General features: G+C 71.5%; 18 protein-coding genes. 2 read left to right on the top strand and 16 right to left on the bottom strand.

Features of this window, described 5'->3' with window-relative positions; all coding sequences use genetic code 11:
- Positions 1-250: 250 nt before the first annotated feature.
- The 8 genes from H0487_RS17125 to H0487_RS17090 form a co-directional block, all read right to left on the bottom strand.
- Complete coding sequence (locus H0487_RS17125; RefSeq protein ID WP_183095441.1) at positions 251-2830, bottom strand: ATP-dependent Clp protease ATP-binding subunit; 2580 nt, start codon at positions 2828-2830, stop codon at positions 251-253.
- A 175-nt stretch (positions 2831-3005) separates the two neighbouring features.
- Positions 3006-3338, bottom strand: a complete 333-nt coding sequence (locus tag H0487_RS17120) for a histone-like nucleoid-structuring protein Lsr2 (RefSeq protein ID WP_183095440.1) — start codon at positions 3336-3338, stop codon at positions 3006-3008.
- A gap of 125 nt (positions 3339-3463) precedes the next feature.
- Positions 3464-4240, bottom strand: a complete 777-nt coding sequence (locus H0487_RS17115) for a type III pantothenate kinase (RefSeq protein WP_183095439.1) — start codon at positions 4238-4240, stop codon at positions 3464-3466.
- 4 nt (positions 4241-4244) lie between these two features.
- Positions 4245-5162, bottom strand: coding sequence for a carboxylating nicotinate-nucleotide diphosphorylase (gene nadC / locus H0487_RS17110; protein WP_183095438.1), 918 nt, complete (start codon positions 5160-5162; stop codon positions 4245-4247).
- The gene (locus H0487_RS17105; RefSeq protein ID WP_183095437.1) at positions 5159-6859 is read right to left on the bottom strand and encodes an L-aspartate oxidase; all 1701 of its coding nucleotides are present in this window, start codon (positions 6857-6859) and stop codon (positions 5159-5161) included. Before H0487_RS17105 ends, nadC begins: the two co-directional genes overlap by 4 nt.
- A gap of 30 nt (positions 6860-6889) precedes the next feature.
- Positions 6890-7309 carry an aspartate 1-decarboxylase gene (panD, locus tag H0487_RS17100; protein ID WP_183095436.1) on the bottom strand — a complete coding sequence of 140 codons (420 nt, stop codon included), beginning with the start codon at positions 7307-7309 and terminating at the stop codon, positions 6890-6892.
- Entirely contained in the window at positions 7309-8253 is a 945-nt protein-coding gene (gene panC, locus H0487_RS17095) for a pantoate--beta-alanine ligase (RefSeq protein ID WP_312855996.1), read from the bottom strand. The genes panD and panC overlap by 1 nt, the downstream gene beginning before the upstream one ends.
- Before the next feature lie 2 nt (positions 8254-8255).
- Positions 8256-9146 (bottom strand): Rossmann-like and DUF2520 domain-containing protein, encoded by an 891-nt coding sequence (locus H0487_RS17090; protein WP_183095435.1) that lies wholly within the window; start codon positions 9144-9146, stop codon positions 8256-8258.
- A 223-nt stretch (positions 9147-9369) separates the two neighbouring features.
- Between H0487_RS17090 and H0487_RS17085 the strand changes: the two genes are divergently transcribed.
- A complete protein-coding gene (locus H0487_RS17085) occupies positions 9370-10452 on the top strand; it encodes a glycosyltransferase family 2 protein (protein WP_312855995.1) in 1083 nt (360 codons plus the stop codon).
- A gap of 16 nt (positions 10453-10468) precedes the next feature.
- Here H0487_RS17085 and H0487_RS17080 read toward each other — a convergent pair whose 3' ends face one another.
- From H0487_RS17080 to H0487_RS17070, 3 genes are all read right to left on the bottom strand, one after another.
- Entirely contained in the window at positions 10469-11410 is a 942-nt protein-coding gene (locus H0487_RS17080; RefSeq protein WP_183095433.1) for an ABC transporter substrate-binding protein, read from the bottom strand.
- Between the two features lie 91 nt (positions 11411-11501).
- Complete coding sequence (locus H0487_RS17075) at positions 11502-12233, bottom strand: ABC transporter permease (RefSeq protein ID WP_183095432.1); 732 nt, start codon at positions 12231-12233, stop codon at positions 11502-11504.
- Positions 12234-12240: 7 nt separating this feature from the next.
- Positions 12241-12939, bottom strand: coding sequence for an ABC transporter permease (locus H0487_RS17070; protein WP_312855994.1), 699 nt, complete (start codon positions 12937-12939; stop codon positions 12241-12243).
- A 4-nt stretch (positions 12940-12943) separates the two neighbouring features.
- Here H0487_RS17070 and H0487_RS17065 point away from each other — a divergent pair, with 4 nt between their 5' ends.
- Positions 12944-13939, top strand: coding sequence for an ABC transporter ATP-binding protein (locus H0487_RS17065; protein WP_281370728.1), 996 nt, complete (start codon positions 12944-12946; stop codon positions 13937-13939).
- Positions 13940-13984: 45 nt separating this feature from the next.
- Here H0487_RS17065 and H0487_RS17060 read toward each other — a convergent pair whose 3' ends face one another.
- The 5 genes from H0487_RS17060 to folP all read right to left on the bottom strand — a co-directional run.
- Positions 13985-14578 (bottom strand): hypothetical protein, encoded by a 594-nt coding sequence (locus H0487_RS17060; RefSeq protein WP_183095430.1) that lies wholly within the window; start codon positions 14576-14578, stop codon positions 13985-13987.
- 10 nt (positions 14579-14588) lie between these two features.
- A complete protein-coding gene (locus tag H0487_RS17055; protein ID WP_312855993.1) occupies positions 14589-15095 on the bottom strand; it encodes a DUF3180 domain-containing protein in 507 nt (168 codons plus the stop codon).
- Positions 15092-15664, bottom strand: coding sequence for a 2-amino-4-hydroxy-6-hydroxymethyldihydropteridine diphosphokinase (gene folK / locus H0487_RS17050; protein ID WP_183095429.1), 573 nt, complete (start codon positions 15662-15664; stop codon positions 15092-15094). Before folK ends, H0487_RS17055 begins: the two co-directional genes overlap by 4 nt.
- Complete coding sequence (folB, locus tag H0487_RS17045; protein WP_183095428.1) at positions 15657-16067, bottom strand: dihydroneopterin aldolase; 411 nt, start codon at positions 16065-16067, stop codon at positions 15657-15659. Before folB ends, folK begins: the two co-directional genes overlap by 8 nt.
- On the bottom strand, positions 16064-16641 hold a 578-nt coding region (gene folP, locus H0487_RS17040), incomplete at its 5' end, for a dihydropteroate synthase (protein ID WP_183095427.1). The genes folP and folB, both read right to left, overlap by 4 nt.

Raw genomic sequence — 16641 nt, 5'->3', positions numbered from 1 at the left:
GTCGAGTTGCCCATCTTGCGGGGTCGAACCGCCACCTTTGCGCGCGCGACTTGCCACGGTTGCGGGTATGACGTGCCGCGATTCCTGGAGCGGAATCTCGGCCCGGCAAGATGGGCAACTCGACCCCGCAACCTGGGCAACTCGGCCCCGCAAGGTGGGCAAGTCGGCGGGAAATGGCACCGACCCAGCAGAACGGATCTGTCTGCCGGGCCGGTGCGCGGTGGTGCGGTGGTGCGGTGGGTCCGGCGTCCTACTCGGTGGCGGAGCGGGGGACGTCGGTGGGGCCGTCGGCCTCGACCTGGCTGGCGGGGCCGTCAGGGCCGGCCTCCACCGCGGTGGTCTCGAGCGGAGGCATGTCGGGCAGCTCGCTGACCTTCTGACCCTCGAAGGTGAAGGTCGCGGTCGGGCCCTCGCCGTCGACGTCGACCAGCACGATCTGACCCGCGCCGACCTCGCCGAACAGCATCTTCTCCGACAGCACGTCCTCGATCTCGCGCTGGATCGTGCGGCGCAGCGGACGTGCACCGAGCACCGGGTCGAACCCGCGCTCGGCCAGCAGGTTCTTCGCCCGCTGGGTCAGCTCGAGCGACATGTCCCGGTCCTTGAGCCGCAGCTCGACGCCCGCGATCATGTTGTCGACCATGTGGACGATCTGCTCCTGCGTCAACGGCGGGAAGACGATGACCTCGTCCACGCGGTTGAGGAACTCGGGCCGGAAGTGCTGCTTGAGCTCGTCCCTGACCTTCAGCTTCATCCGCTCGTAGGCGTCCTCGCCACCGCCCTGCCCGAAACCGAGGTTGACGCTCTTGGAGATGTCCCGGGTGCCGAGGTTGGTCGTCATGATGATGACGGTGTTCTTGAAGTCCACGACCCGGCCCTGGGAGTCGGTCAGGCGACCTTCCTCCAGGATCTGCAGCAGGCTGTTGAAGATGTCGGGGTGGGCCTTCTCGACCTCGTCGAAGAGCACGACCGAGAACGGCTTGCGGCGCACCTTCTCGGTGAGCTGACCGCCCTCCTCGTAGCCGACGTAGCCCGGAGGCGAGCCGAAGAGCCGCGAGACCGTGTGCTTCTCGCCGAACTCCGACATGTCGAGCTGGATCAGCGCGTCCTCGTCGCCGAAGAGGAACTCCGCCAGGGTCTTGGACAGCCACGTCTTCCCGACACCGGACGGTCCGGCGAAGATGAACGAACCACCGGGACGCTTCGGGTCCTTCATGCCGGCACGGGTACGACGGATCGCGCGGGAGATCGCCTTGACGGCCTCCTCCTGCCCGATGACCCGCTTGTGGAGCTCGTCCTCCATGTTGAGCAGTCGCGTGGACTCCTCCTCGGAGAGCTTCACGATCGGGATGCCCGTGGCAACCGCCAGCACCTCGGCGATCAGCTCCTCGTCGACCTCGGCGACCTCGTCCATGTCGCCCGCGCGCCACTGCTTCTCGCGCTCGGCCTTCTTCAGGATGAGCTGCTTCTCCTCGTCGCGCAGGCGCGCGGCGGCCTCGAAGTCCTGGCCGTCGATCGCGGCCTCCTTGCGCTGCCGCACCTCGGAGATCTTGTCGTCGTACTCGCGCAGGTCGGCGGGCGCTGTCATCCGGCGGATCCGCAGCCGCGACCCGGCCTCGTCGATGAGGTCGATGGCCTTGTCGGGCAGGAACCGGTCGGAGATGTAGCGATCGGCCAGCGTCGCCGCCGAGACCAGCGCCTCGTCGGTGATCGTCACCCGGTGGTGGGCCTCGTAGCGGTCGCGCAGGCCCTTGAGCATCTCGATCGTGTGGGCGATCGACGGCTCGGAGACCTGGATCGGCTGGAAGCGGCGCTCGAGCGCGGCGTCCTTCTCGAGGTACTTGCGGTACTCGTCGAGCGTGGTCGCACCGATCGTCTGGAGCTCACCACGAGCCAGCATCGGCTTGAGGATGCTCGCCGCGTCGATCGCGCCCTCGGCCGCACCGGCACCGACGAGGGTGTGGATCTCGTCGATGAACAGCACGATGTCGCCACGGGTACGGATCTCCTTGAGCACCTTCTTGAGGCGCTCCTCGAAGTCACCGCGGTAGCGGCTGCCGGCGACGAGCGCACCCAGGTCGAGGGTGTAGATCTGCTTGTCCTTGAGCGTCTCGGGGACGTTGCCCTTGACGATGTCCTGGGCCAGGCCCTCGACGATGGTGGTCTTGCCGACGCCCGGCTCGCCGATGAGGACCGGGTTGTTCTTCGTACGTCGGGACAGGATCTGCATGACCCGCTCGATCTCCTGCTCGCGTCCGATGACCGGGTCGAGCTTGCCCTCGCGGGCGTCCTGGGTCAGGTTGCGGCCGAACTGGTCGAGCACCAGCGAGGACGACGGGGCGTCGCTGCTGCCGCTGCCGGTGGCGGCGGCCGAGGAGCCCGACTCCTTGCCCTGGAAGCCCGACAGGAGCTGGATGACCTGCTGGCGGACCCGGTTGAGGTCGGCGCCGAGCTTCTGCAGCACCTGGGCGGCGACGCCCTCCCCCTCGCGGATCAGGCCGAGGAGGATGTGCTCGGTGCCGATGTAGGAGTGGCCGAGCTGGAGCGCCTCGCGCAGGGACAGCTCGAGGACCTTCTTGGCGCGCGGCGTGAACGGGATGTGCCCGCTCGGTGCCTGCTGGCCCTGGCCGATGATCTCCTCGACCTGGGCGCGCACGGCCTCCAGGGAGATGTCGAGGGACTCCAGCGCCTTGGCGGCGACGCCCTCGCCCTCGTGGATCAGGCCCAGCAGGATGTGCTCGGTGCCGATGTAGTTGTGGGAGAGCATGCGGGCCTCTTCCTGGGCCAGCACGACCACCCGGCGGGCTCGGTCAGTGAACCGCTCGAACATCTGTTGCTCCTCCACACTTCAGGCACACGTCAAAGGGTGTGTACGACGGGTACAACCCGATCACCAGCCTACGCGTTCCGTGGGTCGAGCAAATGTCGTCCGCTGTGAGCGAACAGACCGATCTCCCTGGCCCGTACGGACCAGGGAGATCGAAGGGTGCTGCGTCAGGTGGCGGTCAGTTCGCGGCGTCGTACGCCGAGCGGACGTCGGCCGGGATCCGGCCACGGTCGGGGACGGAGTGGCCGTTGGCCCGCGCCCACTCGCGGACGTCCTTGGCCGAGGCGCCACCGCCGGCCGCGACGGCCTTCGCGGCACCGCGGGTACGGCGGGCGCCGCCCACCTTGCGCCCGTGGCCGACGTAGGCCGCGAGGGCGTCGCGGAGCTTGGCCGCGTTCTTGTCGTTGAGGTCGATCTCGTAGGACGTGCCGTCGAGACCGAAAGCGACGGTCTCGGTCGCCTCGGAGCCGTCGATGTCGTCGACGAGCACGATGTTGACTCGCTGCGCCATGATGGAGCAATCCCCCTTATATTCGATAAACCTCCGGCCAGGTGGCCAAAGGCGATTCCCGAATAATGTCGCACTTTCCCCAGATCTGAAAGTCGGGGAATGGCGACCTGTGAATTATGGGTAATTCACTTCACGTTGCGGAGGAACACTTTTTCCAGGCCACGCAGCGTCAGCCACGGGGAGTGGTCGGTGAAGCACCGGCACTCGTCGATGACCAGCGGAGCCAGATATCCGGTCGCCACCACCCGTACGTCCGCCGCCGGAGCCCCCAGCGAGGTGATGATCCGCTCGACCATTCCCTCGACCTGGCTGGCGACCCCGAAGACCATGCCGGACTGGAGTGCCTCGACGGTGTTCTTGCCGACGACCCCGCGCGGGCGGACCAGCTCGACCTGCCGCAGCTGCGCGCCACGGCGGCCGAGCGCCTCGAGCGAGATCTCGATTCCGGGCGTGATCGCGCCGCCCACATAACGGCCCTCGGAATCGATGACGTCGAACGTCGTGGCAGTCCCGCCGAAATCGACGACGATCGCTGGTCCGCCGAAGTCGTTGGCCGCAGCGAGCGCATTGATGATGCGATCGGTGCCGACCTCCCGCGGATTGTCGACGAGGATCGGGACGCCGGTCCGCACGCCCGGTTCGACGACGACCTGGGCGATATCGGGAAAATGCCGGCTCAACATCTCGCGCCACGAGTTCAGGACCGCGGGCACCGTCGAGCACACCGAGATCCCGGTGATCTGCGCGGCCTCGGCGCCGAGGAGCCCGCGCAGCAGCACCGCCCACTCGTCGGCCGTCCGGTGCTCGTGGGTCGCCACCCGCCAGTGCGAGCCGACCTCGCCGTCGCGGATCAACCCGAGCACGGTGTGGGCGTTGCCGATGTCAGCGGCCAGAAGAGTCATCGGCTCAGCCCGCCCGGAAGTCCAGCCCGAGGTCGAACACGTTGACCGAGTGGGTGAGCGCGCCGACCGAGATGAAGTCCACGCCGGTCGCCGCCACGTCCTTGGCGCGGTCGAGGGTGAGCCCACCGGACGCCTCGAGCACCGCCGGGCGGCCGGCCTCCTCGTTGATCCGGACCGCTTCGCGCATGTCCTCCGAGCTCATGTTGTCGAGGAGGACCTCGGTGCAGCCGGCGGCGAGGACGGCGCGGAGCTCGGTGAGGTCCATGACCTCGACCTCGACGCGCAGGCCGGGGTTGGCGGCGACGACGGCCTCGTAGGCGGAGACGACACCACCGGCGGCGACCGCGTGGTTGTCCTTGACCATGGCCCGGTCGACGAGGCTGAAACGGTGGTTGACGCCGCCGCCGCAGCGGACGGCGTACTTCTGGAGCGCCCGCCAGCCCGGCAGCGTCTTGCGGGTGTCGAGGACCCGGGCGCCGGTCCCGTCGATCGCGTCGACCCAGGCGGCGGTCGCGGTCGCGACCCCGGAGAGGTGCGAGGCGAAGTTGAGGGCGGTCCGTTCGGCGGTCAGCACGCCCTTGACCGGCCCGGCGACGGTGAGGACGACGTCGCCCGGTCGGACCCGGGTGCCGTCGGGGACGCGGGCGCTGATCTCGACCTCCTGGTCGAGCGCGTAGCGGAACGCGAGCTCGGCGATCACCAGTCCGGCCACCACCCCGGGCTCGCGCGCCGCGATGTCGGCGACCGCGTAGCCCATGGTCGGCATCGCCGCCGACGTCACGTCGTCAGCACCGCCGGGCAGGTCCTCCTCGAAGGCCAGCGCGACGTGGTCGTAGACCGCGCGCGGGTCGAGGCCGGCCGACGCGATCTCCTCGACCAGCGCTGCGGGAAGCTCGTCGTACGGCGTCCGGGCGATGCTCATCGGTGGGTTCCCTCGTGGTCGTCCAGCTCGGGCAGGTCGGTGTCCGTGGCCGCGGCGGGACGGAAGGTGACCGTCGTCACGCCGTCGGACATCACCACGTCGAAGTGCCCCGCCCAGTGCTCGTCGTCGCGCTCGGGGAAGTCGTCGCGCCAGTGCGAGCCGCGGGTCTCGTCGCGGAGCGCCGCAGCGTCGGCGAGGGCGGCGCTGATGGTCAGCAGGTTGGTGGTCTCCCAGGCGTCCTGACCGACCTGCTCGGCCCGGTCCCCGGCGAGCTTGTCGAGCAGCGCAGCGGCCTCGGCGAGTCCCTCCGCCGACCGCAGCACCCCGACCTTCGAGGTCATCGTCTCCTGGAGGTCACGACGGACTCCGCCGGCGACCAGCCCGGCCGTGCGCTGGTCCTCGACCGGCCCCGACCAGGGGCGCAGCTCGCCGGGGAGGACGGCGGCGATGCGGCGGGAGAAGACCAGCCCCTCGAGCAGCGAGTTGGACGCGAGCCGGTTGGCGCCGTGGACGCCGGAGCAGGCCACCTCCCCGGTCGCGTAGAGGCCCGGCAGGTCGGTACGGCCGTCGAGGTCGGTGCGTACCCCGCCCGAGGCGTAGTGGCAGGCGGGCGCGACCGGGATCAGCTGCGTCACCGGGTCGACGCCGTAGGAGCGCGCAGTCGCCAGGATGGTCGGGAAGCGTCGCTCCCAGAAGGCGCCGCCGAGGTGCCGGGCGTCGAGCCACATGTGCGGCTGACCGGTGTCGAGCATCCGCTTCATGATCGCCTTGGCGACGACGTCGCGGGGCGCGAGGTCCGCGAGCGGGTGGACGCCCTCCATCAGCCGGTTGCCCTCGAAGTCCACGAGGAACGCGCCCTCGCCCCGAACAGCTTCGGAGATGAGCGGCTGCTGGCCGCGCGACTCCGGGCCGAGGTACATCACGGTCGGGTGGAACTGGACGAACTCCAGGTCGCGCAGCGTCGCCCCGGCGCGGAGCGCGATCGCCATCCCGTCGCCGGTCGAGACCGCCGGGTTGGTCGTCTGGGAGAAGACCTGGCCGAGGCCGCCGCTGGCCAGGACCACGGCCCGGCAGTGGACGGCGCCGACACCGTCGCGCACCCCTTCGCCGATGACGTGGAGGGTGACCCCGCAGACGCCACCGTCGGGATCGAGCAACAGGTCGACGGCCAGCGCGTGCTGGATGACCTCGATGTCGGGCGCCGCCTCGACCGCCGCGATCAGCGCGCGCTGGATCTCGGCGCCGGTCGCGTCGCCACCGGCGTGCGCGATCCGGTCGCGATGGTGCCCGCCCTCGCGGGTGAGGGAGAGCGCCCCGTCGTCGTCGTGGTCGAAGTTGGTGCCGATCGCGATCAGCTCGCGGACGGCCTCGGGGCCCTCGTTGACGAGCACCCGGACGGCGTCACGGTCGCAGGCACCGGCCCCCGCGACCAGGGTGTCGACCTCGTGCTCCTCGGGGGTGTCCTCGGGACCGAGCGCGGCGGCGATGCCGCCCTGCGCCCATTGCGTGGAGCCGGCGTTGAGCACGGTCTTGGTCACGACGAGGACGTTGTCGACGTGCTCGCGCAACCGCAGCGCGGCTGTCAGCCCGGCCACACCGGAGCCGATGATCACCACGTCGGCGCGCGTCGTCCAGCCCGGCGACGGCGCGGTCAGCCGGCCGGGCAGGCGCCGGGTGGCTGCGGGGGTGTCGGGCATCCGAGCAGGTTAACGAGTCGGGACCGGGCCTCAGCGGGCCGCGGTCAGGTCGCCGCGCAGCAGGCTCGCGTCGCCGAAGGTGTCGGCCGGGTCGGCGCTCGTGCCCATGATCTTGTTGTCGGCGTCGACGAAGACGACGTGCGGCTCGTAGGCCTTGGCCTCCTCGGTCGTCATCTGGCCGTAGGCGATGAGGATCACCAGGTCGCCCGGGTGCACGAGACGGGCGGCGGCACCGTTGATGCCGATGACGCCCGACCCGCGCTCGCCGGCGATCGTGTAGGTCTCCAGCCGGGCGCCGTTGGTGATGTCGACGATGTGGACGAGCTCCCCTGCCAGCAGGTCGGCCGCGTCGAGCAGGTCCTCGTCGACGGTGACCGAGCCGACGTAGTGCAGGTCGGCCTGGGTCACCGTGGCACGGTGGATCTTCGACTTCATCATGGTGCGCAACATCAGCTGCTCCCCTCGGTGGTGGTGCGGTTGTCCGGCCCACCGATGGTGAGGGCCAGGTTGTCGATCAAGCGGGTGGTGCCGACCCGGGCCGCGACGAGCGCACGCGCGGGCTGCCCGGCCGGTACGGCGACCGGCAGCTCGGCGAGGTCGGGGCTGCGGATCGCGAGGTAGTCGAGCTCGACCCCGTCGGCCGCGTCGAGCACGGCGTGGGCCGCGGCCAACGCGGCGTCGAGACCGCCGGCAGCGGCGTCGCGGGCGGCGGTCAGCGCACGGCTGAGCGCGACGGCCTGGCGACGCTGCTCGGGGTCGAGGTAGCGGTTCCGGCTCGAGCGTGCGAGACCGTCGTCCTCACGGTCGGTCGGGCCGCCGACGATCTCCAGGGCGCCGGCGCTGCCGCTCAGGCAGAGGTCGGCGGTCATCTGCCGGATCAGGGCGAGCTGCTGGTAGTCCTTCTCCCCGAACACGGCCAGGTCGGGGCGGACCAGCCCGAACAGCTTGGCGACGACGGTCAGCACCCCGCGGAAGTGACCGGGGCGGGTCGACCCCTCCAGCTCGTCGGCGAGCGGGCCGGGATCGACGGTCACGGCGGGCGTGCCCGCGTCGCGCGGGACGCCGTTCGGGTACATCTCGGCGACGGTCGGCGCGAAGACGACGTCGACACCCTCGTGACCGCAGAGGTCGAGGTCGGCGTCGAACGTCCGCGGATAACGGTCCAGGTCCTCGCCCACGCCGAACTGGAGCGGGTTGACGAAGATCGACACCACGACGGAGCCCTCGGCACCCGCGCGCTCGCGGGCGATCCGCATCAGGCTGGCGTGGCCCTCGTGGAGCGCACCCATCGTCGGCACCAGGGCCACCGGCGCACCGGTCCGACGCGCCCCCAGGGCGGCGTACAGGTCCGCGCGGGTGCGCGCGACGACCGGAGTCGTCACAGCAGTCGTCACGATCAGTGCTCCGCGCGGTGGGGTGCGCGCGCCACGGCGGCGTCGAGCAGGCGCACGATCCGGACGGCCCGGATCGGCAGGACGCGGCCGTCGGTGACCGCACGGTCGAGCGTGGCGCGGGCCATCGCGACGTACGACGGCAGGGTGTCGGGGCGGTTGGCCGCGATGTCCTCGAGGTGGGCGGCGACGGTCTTGACGTCACCGCGCACGATCGGGCCGGTCAGCGCCGCGTCGCCGTGGGCGAGGGCGTTGTCGAGAGCCGCCTCGAGCAGCGGTCGCAGCGTCCCGGCCGGGTCGTCGGAGCCGGCGGCGGCAAGCAGCTCCATCGCCTCGCTGACGAGCGTGACCAGGTGGTTGGCGCCGTGGGCGAGACCCGCGTGGTAGAGCGTGCGCATGTCCTCGGGCACCCAGGTGGGCCGCCCGCCGAGCTCGCGGACGAGCTCCTCGGCGAGGGCACGCTCGGGGGCCTCGGCGGTGAGGCCGAAGACGCAGCCGTCGAGACGGTCGAGGTCGACGTCGGTGCCGGTGAACGTCATCGCCGGGTGGAGCGCGATGACCTTCGCGCCCACCGCGGCAGCCGGCGCGAGGACGGCCAGGCCGTGGCGACCGGACGTGTGCACGACGTACTGGCCCTCGTGGAGGGAGCCGCTGTCGGCGAGCACCCGGACGACGTTGGGCAGCATGTCGTCGGGGACCGTGAGCAGCAGCAGGTCGCAGGAGCGAGCCACGGCGCTCGGCTTGTCGAGGGGGACGCCGGGCAGCAGGGTCGCGGCGCGCTCTCTCGAGGCGTCGGACTCTCCGGCGGCGGAGATCACGCGGTGGCCTGCCTCGCGGAGGCGGGCAGCCAGCACGGCGCCGACCTTGCCGGCACCGACCACACCGATGGTCAGCATTGTGTTCGTCGAACCCTTCCGTTCCAATCCCTCCGACCACCCGCGGGTGCGGGCCGGTGTGGGTACCGGACGTTGCTCATTCGATGGAACAAGCGTAGGTCCAACCGCAGTCCGCGCAACAGGTCACGCGCGCGTGACGTGGACAACACGGGGCGGGCCGCCGGTGGGACGGGTGGGACCTGAGTACCTTCATGGTGTGTTCAGGCGCCGGAGGACCCCGCTCGTGAGCGTCGTGGTGCCGGTGTACGACGTCGCTGCCTACCTCCCCGCCTGCCTCGACAGCCTGCTCGAGCAGACGATGAGCGACCTCGAGGTGATCGCGGTCGACGACGGCTCGCCCGACGAGTCCGGGGCGATCGCCGACGCCTACGCCGCCCGCGACCCACGGGTCCGGGTGGTGCACATCGAGAACCGGGGTCTCGGCGCCGCCCGTAACGAGGGCATCCGGCACGCTCGCGGCACCTACCTGGGTTTCTGCGACTCCGACGACCTGATGCTGCCCCGCGCGCTCGAGCTGCTGGTGGCGGCGGCACGGGAGGGCGACGCGCCGATGGTGACCGGCAACGTCGTCCGGCTCGAGGGCGAGCGACGGCCGCGACTGGCGTGGCTGGACCGGCTGCACGCCGAGCAGCGGACGATCGTCATCGACGACCTGCCCGAGCTGCTCGGCGACGTCTTCGCCTGGAACAAGCTGTTCCGCCGCGACTTCTGGGACGAGGCCGGCCTGTCCTGGCCCGAGCGGCTCCGCTACGAGGACCAGCCCGGCACCACCGACGCCTACCTGCGGGCGGGCCGGATCGCCGTCGTGCCGGAGGTGGTCTATCTCTGGCGGGTCCGGGCCGACGGGTCGTCCCTGACCCAGCAGCGCGGCACCGTCGCCGACCTGACGGACCGGTGGACCACCAAGAAGATGGCGCTCGCGTCCGTCGAGGCGTACGGCGCCCCGGCGGTCACCGACGAGTTCCGCGACAAGGTCATGGCCGGCGACCTGCCGCAGTACTTCGCCGCGATCCCCTCCTGCTCCGCAGAGTGGTGGGACCTCCTCGTGAGCGGTGTGCGCGACCTGTGGGGCCCGGAGCGGTCCCTGACGGGGAGCGCGCTGCCGCCGGCCCAGCGGCTCATCGGCTGGCTGGTCGAGCAGGACCGTCGCGACGACGCCGCCCTGGCGGTGTCCTACGCGCGCGGCCTGGGTGGCCCGCTCCCCCGCGTCGCGCTCGACGACGGCGGCACCCGGGTCGACGTACCGGGCCTCGACGAGACGACAGTGGCCCCGGAGGCATGGCGCCTCCGGGACCACGAGTCGTAGTCGCTGCGGTCAGGCCTCAGTCGACGAGGCCCTCGGACTCGACGAACTCCTCGGCGACGTCCTCGGGGGTCTCGCGGTCGACGGTGACCCGCGCGATGAGCTCACCGAGCGTCGCGTTGTCGAGCGCGGCCATCAGGGCCTCGAGCGGCTCGCGGATATCGGGGTGCTCGTCGAGGAACTCGGTGGACACCGCGGGGACGAGGTTCTGGGCCGGCTGGATGCCGCGGTCGTCCTCGAGCAGCACGAGACCCTGCTCGGCGAGCGTGCCGTCGAGGGTGCCGGTCTGGCCGAGCTCGGCCTCGCCGTCCACGACAGCCTGGTAGGTCTGCGGCGAGGCGTAGCCGAGCGGCAGCAGCGTGACGTCCATGCCGTAGACGTCGGTCAGGCCGGCCTCGCAGTCGGCGCGGCCCTCGCAGTCGGGGGCGGCGGCCAGCGTGACCGACTCGCCCTCGAGGTCGGACAGCGCGGTGACGCCGTTGGCGTCCGAGAACTCCTGGGTGACGAAGTAGGCGTTCTGGGAGGCGGCCCCGGAGGGCTCGAGGAGGGTGATGCCCTTGTCCTCCAGCAGCGGGGCCATCGCGGCGAGCGTCTCGTCGAGGTCGCTGCTGCTGATGACGGGTGCACCCTCGCCGTTGGCGTCGGTGTTGAGCTGGTCGCCGATGCCGGCGACGTACTCCGGGACGATGTCGACCGATCCCGGGAACTCCTTGAGGTAGACCGCGCGGGTGTCGACCAGCTTGACCTCGACGTCGTAGCCGGCGTCGTCGAGGACCTCGTCGTACATGGCGGAGAGCAGCGCCGCCTCGTCGAAGCCCTGGCTGGCGAGGACGACCTTGCCGCCTCCCGAGGAGTCGTTGTTGCCCGAGTCGTCGTCGGCGACGTCGTCGCCCGCGCACCCGGCGGAGAAGAGAAGACCGCCCGAGAGGACGGCCGTGAACAGGGTTCGGCGGAGGGTCATGTGATGTCTACCTTCTGTGTCCCGCAGCAGGGAGCCGCGCGTGTCCGGTCGGCGGGAATCCGCCTGGCGCTCGTCTGGGCCTCCGCACACCCTAGACACCTGCACCGACGGGCTGCCGGGTTTTCCTCCGCGGCGCGGCCGCGCGACCCGGTGTGACGGCGCGCTGGACGAGGGCCGCGAGCACCTCCAGCACCAGTGCCACGACGGCTACGACCAGGGCCGCACCGATGCCCTCGCTGTAACGGTTGCGCGCGAAGCCGGACACGATGATCGCCCCGATCCCAGGACCGGCTACCAGGGCCGCGATGGTGGCCGTCGCCCAGACCTGGACGAGCGCGAGCCGGACCCCGGACATCACCAGCGGCAGCGCCAGCGGGAGCTCGACCCGCCAGAACCGCTGGAGACCGGACATCCCCATCCCGTCAGCGGCCTCGAGGACGTCGGCCGACACCTCGCGGACCGCCGTGTAGGCGTTGGTGACGAGGGGCGGCAGCGCGAAGAGGGCGAGCGCGATGAGGGTCGCCAGGCCCGCGCGGCCGTAGGGCCCGAAGTAGGCGGGCCCCGGCCAGTCGGCCGTGACGAGCACGGCCAGCAGGGCGAAGGTCGGGATCGCCCTGCCGATGTTCGAGATGTTGATGGCCAGGAAGCCGCCCCGGCCCAGGTGGCCGAGCCACAGCGCGAGGGGCAGGCCGACCAGCATCCCGACGAGGAGCGCGGTCACCGTCAGCAGGAGCTGTTCGCCCATCCGGTCGAGCAGGCCGCCCTCCCCGGTCCAGCTCGCAGCGGTGGTGAGGTACTGCCAGGTCAGCTCGAACAGCTTCATCGCGCCGTCACCTCCCGGCCGTCCGCGTCCACGGGGTCAGCACCCGCTGCACCAGCACCAGGATGACGTCGAGGATCAGCGCGAGCACCACGCAGAGCACCGCGGCGGTGACCAGCTCGGCGCGGAAGTTGCGTTGGACGCCGTGGGAGATGAGGTCGCCGAGGCCGCCGTACGACACCAGGGTGCCGACGGTCGTCAGCGCGACGGTCGACACCGTCGCGACCCGCATCGACGCGACGAGGACAGGCAGGGCGAGCGGGAGCTGCACCTTGAGCAGCAGCCGGGTCGACCCGTAGCCGAGGCCGACCGCCGACTCGACGACGTCGTCGGGGACCGAGCGCAGGCCGTCGAGGAAGCCACGGACGAGCACGGTGAGCGCATAGACGCCGAGCCCGATCACGACAGTGGTGGCGGTGAGCCCGGTGAACGGGACCAGCAGCGGCAGCAGCGCCAGCGACGGCACCGTGTAGAGGCCCGTGCTCACCCCGAGGACGAGCGACTCCAGCCGCGGGAACCGTCGCGCCACCAGCGCCAACGGGAAGGCGAGCACCAGTCCGAGCAGCACCGCGGCCACCGTGATCTGGAGGTGCTCGGTCGTCGCCGCGACGATGTCGTCGCGCCGGTCCTCGACGTACTGCGCGCACCACCACTCGTTGACGAACGCGCTGTAGCAGCTCGGCTCCGCCGCGAGTGCCGTTAGGGTCACGGGCATGGACGCTACCGCGCCCCGCCACCCGGACCCGATGATCCGGCTCTCGGGCGTCAGCAAGACCTACGACGACGGGACCGTCGCGGTGCAGGCGCTGGACCTCGAGGTCGGACGCGGCGAGCTGGTGTGCCTGGTCGGGCCCTCGGGCTGCGGCAAGTCGACGACCCTGAAGATGATCAACCGGCTGGTCGAGCCCAGCACCGGCGTCATCGAGATCGACGGCAGCGACGTGACGCACGCCGATCCGGTGAAGCTGCGTCGCGGCATCGGCTACGTCATCCAGCAGGTCGGCCTGTTCCCGCACCAGCGGATCACGACCAACGTGATGACGGTGCCCCTGCTCTACGGCGAGTCCAAGGCCCACGCCCGCGCCCGTGCCCACGAGCTGCTGTCCCTGGTCGGGCTCGACCCCGAGCAGTACGGCGAGCGCTACCCCCACCAGCTCTCGGGCGGTCAGCGGCAGCGGGTCGGAGTGGCCCGGGCGTTGGCGGCGGACCCGCCGGTGCTGCTCATGGACGAGCCGTTCGGCGCGGTCGACCCGGTGGTGCGCGGCCGGCTCCAGGAGGAGTTCCGCCGGTTGCAGCGCGAGCTCGAGAAGACCGTGGTCCTGGTGACCCACGACATCGACGAGGCGGTGCTGCTGGGCGACCGGGTGGCCGTCTTCGCCGAGGGCGGCCGGCTGCTGCAGTACGACACCCCGGCGGCGCTGCTGGCGCACCCCGTCGACGACGAGGTGGCGACGTTCGTCGGTGCCGAGCGCGGCCTCCGTCGGCTGTCGGTCACCCGGATCGACGTGGCCCACCTCGAGCCGGTCGACGGCATCAAGGCGGCCGACCTCGCCACGACCGTGCCGCTCGGCGCCACCCTCGAGGAAGCGCTGTCGCTGATGCTGCGCGACGACCGTCCGATGGTCGGCATCACCGACGGACCGAGGTTCGTCGGCGTGCTGACGCCCGCGGGCGTCCACCGCGCCCTGCGGGCCTCGCTTCGCGACTAGCGGTGCGGAATCCCCGGTCCACCGGGGATTCCCGCAACAGCAGGCTCAGGCGCCGCGGCGCATCTGCTTGTCGAGGGCGGCCTCGGCGGCCTCCCACTGGGCGGTGAGCATGTCGACCTCGACCTCGAGCTCGGCGACCCGGACGACGGCCTGGGCGGCGCGCTCCTCGGCCTCGCCGAGCCGATCGCCGAGGCGGGCGGTCTCCCGCTGGCTCACGTCGAGCCGCTCCTCGACGTCGGTCAGGCTGCGTCGGGCCTCGGCCAGCTCCTGGGCGGCGTCGGAGAGACGGCGCTCGAGGCGGCTGACGGTCGCGTCGCGCTTGGCGATCTGACCCTGCATGTCGGCGGCGAACTCGACGCCCTCGGCGGCCCGTCGGCCGTCGAGCTCGCGGAACGACTGCGCCTGGACGGCCCGGTCGCGGGCGGCCTCACGGCGGGACTCGAGGAGCTCGCTGTGGGTGATCTTGGTGGCGGTGGCACCGAGGAGCACGGCGACACCCCCGGCCACGGTCACGGCCAGCCAGGAGCCGGCGACCGCGGAGCCGGCGACCGCGAGAGCGGCGACCAGCAGCAGGAGGACGGCGACCACGACCCGGGTCGACCGCTGACGACGGCGGGAGCTGCCCGCGGGTGAGGTCATGTGACTGAGGTTACGTCGTGTGACCATTGTTTCTGATGCGACACGCACGCTCGAGGAGGAGTGAGGCCACCACGCCCAGCAGACCGGCGCCGGCCGCCACCACGGAGAGCCACAACCGGTCGTCGGCCAGCTCGGCCGGATCGCCCACCCAGCTCAGTCCGTAGCCGAGGTAGCCACCGCCGACGAGTGCGGCGACCAAGGCGCTCGCGCGGGCCAGGACCAGGCGGTTGACGGCCTGGTGCGGCAGCAGCCGGTCGCCGCGGACGTGCACGGCCCGCCACGTCGCCCACGCGACGTAACCGAGGATCGCCGCCAGCAGGAACAGCGCCGCCGGCTGCGCCCACGTCACCAGCGGCGGGACGCGGTCCAACCGCACGCTCAGGGGGTGCAGGCCCCAGCCGAGCACCAGCCCGACCAGCGCCCAGCCGACCACCACCGGTCCGGAGGTGGGGCGCATCGCCCCGGTGGGCTCCGCGTCAGGCTCCTCCTCGACCGGGGGCTCCGGCTGGTCCCTCACTCGTCAGACTCGAGCACCAGGTCGTCGCGGCGGGTCAGGCCCTCGGTGCCGACCTTGTCGAGCAGAGCGGCGACCGGACCGACGTCAGGGATGTGGGCGTCCGGCTCGAGGTCGAGCCACGGCTGGAGGACGAACGACCGCTCGGCGGCCTGCGGGTGCGGGAGCCGGAGCGCCTCGGTGTCGCTGCGCCGGTCGCCGACGACGATGAGGTCCACGTCGAGGGTGCGCGGCGCGTTGATGCCGTGGCTGCGGTCGCGGTCGTAGGCGTCCTCGATGGCCAGCGCCCGGTCGAGGAGACGGCTCGCCGAGAGCGTGGTGTCCATGAGGACGATGGCGTTGAGGAACGTCGGGGAGTCGGGCGGGCAGTCGACCGGCTCGGACTCGTAGACCGGGGAGACCCCGGTGATCCAGACGTCGGGGGTGTCGGCGAGCGCGTCCACGGCGCCCTGGAGGTTGCTGAAGCGCTCACCGAGGTTCGATCCGAGCCCCACCACGACGCGACGGATCGGACGCATCTCGCCGGTCAGGGTGTCGGCATCGATGATGTTCGGGTTGGGCGTCTCAGTCATCGTCGGCCTCTCCCTTTCCGGGGGATGTCGGGGGCGGTAGGTCGGTGCGTCGTCTCATGATCGTCAGCTGCACGTCGGCGAACGTCGCCTGGATCGGCGCATCCGGCTTGTGCACGGTCACCCGCGCCCATTCAACACGAGCGTCCAAGAGGCACACGTCGGCGATCCGGCTGGCGAGCGTCTCGATCAGGTCGACCGGATCCCTCCCGACCGCCGCTGCGACCTCGTCGACGAGACTTCCGTAGTCGACGGTGTCACGCAAGTCGTCTGAAGCGGCCGCGGACCGGGTATCGAGCCCCAGCGTCAAGTCGACGAGGAACGTCTGACCGTCCCTCCGCTCGTGGTCGAAGACCCCGTGGTGGCCCCAGCACTCGATGCCCACCACGCTGAGCTCGTCCGTCATCCGTCCTCCAGTCTTCGCAGCGCGGCGAGCACGTCGCGTGCCGCCCTGACGTCGTGGACCCGCAGGCCCCACACTCCCGCACGGGCCAGGTGCCCGACGATCGCCGCGTGCGCCAACTCGCGGTCCCCCACCGGGCGCAGGGTCCCGTCGGCCGTGCCGAGCAGAACCCCGAGGAAGCGCTTGCGGCTGGCACCGACCAGCAGGCGAAGGCCGAGCGCGCGGAGCGGGCCGAGGTCCGCGAGCAGCTCCCAGTTCTGGTCGGCGGTCTTGGCGAAGCCGATCCCGGGGTCGAGCACCAGCCGCTCGTCGGGGATCCCGGCCGCGCGGGCGGCGCCGACCCGGAGGCGCAGCTCGTCGGCGACGACCTCGGCGACCGGTCCGTCGTACGACGTGAACTCCTGCATGGTGTCGCTGTGCGCCCGCCAGTGCATCGCGACGTAGGTCGCGTCGGACGCGGCGACGACGTCGAGGATCGCCGGGTCGGCCAGCCCCCCGGACACGTCGTTGACGATCCGGGCACCGGCGGCCAGCGCCGCGGCGGCCACCTCGGCCCGCATGGTGTCGGCCGACACCG

This window comes from Nocardioides stalactiti, assembly GCF_014180715.1.
GTDB lineage: Bacteria > Actinomycetota > Actinomycetes > Propionibacteriales > Nocardioidaceae > Nocardioides > Nocardioides stalactiti.
Note: the sequence above shows the minus strand (reverse complement) of the source record. Positions and strands in the feature narration are given on the sequence as shown.

Excerpts from the sequence above, each read along its gene's own strand:
- H0487_RS17120 (WP_183095440.1), bottom strand. The coding sequence starts at position 3,338 with ATGGCGCAGCGAGTCAACATCGTGCTCGTCGACGACATCGACGGCTCC.
- H0487_RS17075 (WP_183095432.1), bottom strand. The coding sequence starts at position 12,233 with ATGAAGCTGTTCGAGCTGACCTGGCAGTACCTCACCACCGCTGCGAGC.
- H0487_RS17060 (WP_183095430.1), bottom strand. The coding sequence starts at position 14,578 with ATGACCTCACCCGCGGGCAGCTCCCGCCGTCGTCAGCGGTCGACCCGG.
- H0487_RS17125 (WP_183095441.1), bottom strand. The coding sequence starts at position 2,830 with ATGTTCGAGCGGTTCACTGACCGAGCCCGCCGGGTGGTCGTGCTGGCC.
- H0487_RS17115 (WP_183095439.1), bottom strand. The coding sequence starts at position 4,240 with ATGACTCTTCTGGCCGCTGACATCGGCAACGCCCACACCGTGCTCGGG.
- H0487_RS17065 (WP_281370728.1), top strand. The coding sequence starts at position 12,944 with ATGGACGCTACCGCGCCCCGCCACCCGGACCCGATGATCCGGCTCTCG.
- nadC (WP_183095438.1), bottom strand. The coding sequence starts at position 5,162 with ATGAGCATCGCCCGGACGCCGTACGACGAGCTTCCCGCAGCGCTGGTC.
- folB (WP_183095428.1), bottom strand. The coding sequence starts at position 16,067 with ATGACGGACGAGCTCAGCGTGGTGGGCATCGAGTGCTGGGGCCACCAC.
- folK (WP_183095429.1), bottom strand. The coding sequence starts at position 15,664 with ATGACTGAGACGCCCAACCCGAACATCATCGATGCCGACACCCTGACC.
- panD (WP_183095436.1), bottom strand. The coding sequence starts at position 7,309 with ATGTTGCGCACCATGATGAAGTCGAAGATCCACCGTGCCACGGTGACC.
- H0487_RS17090 (WP_183095435.1), bottom strand. The coding sequence starts at position 9,146 with ATGCTGACCATCGGTGTGGTCGGTGCCGGCAAGGTCGGCGCCGTGCTG.
- H0487_RS17080 (WP_183095433.1), bottom strand. The coding sequence starts at position 11,410 with ATGACCCTCCGCCGAACCCTGTTCACGGCCGTCCTCTCGGGCGGTCTT.
- H0487_RS17105 (WP_183095437.1), bottom strand. The coding sequence starts at position 6,859 with ATGCCCGACACCCCCGCAGCCACCCGGCGCCTGCCCGGCCGGCTGACC.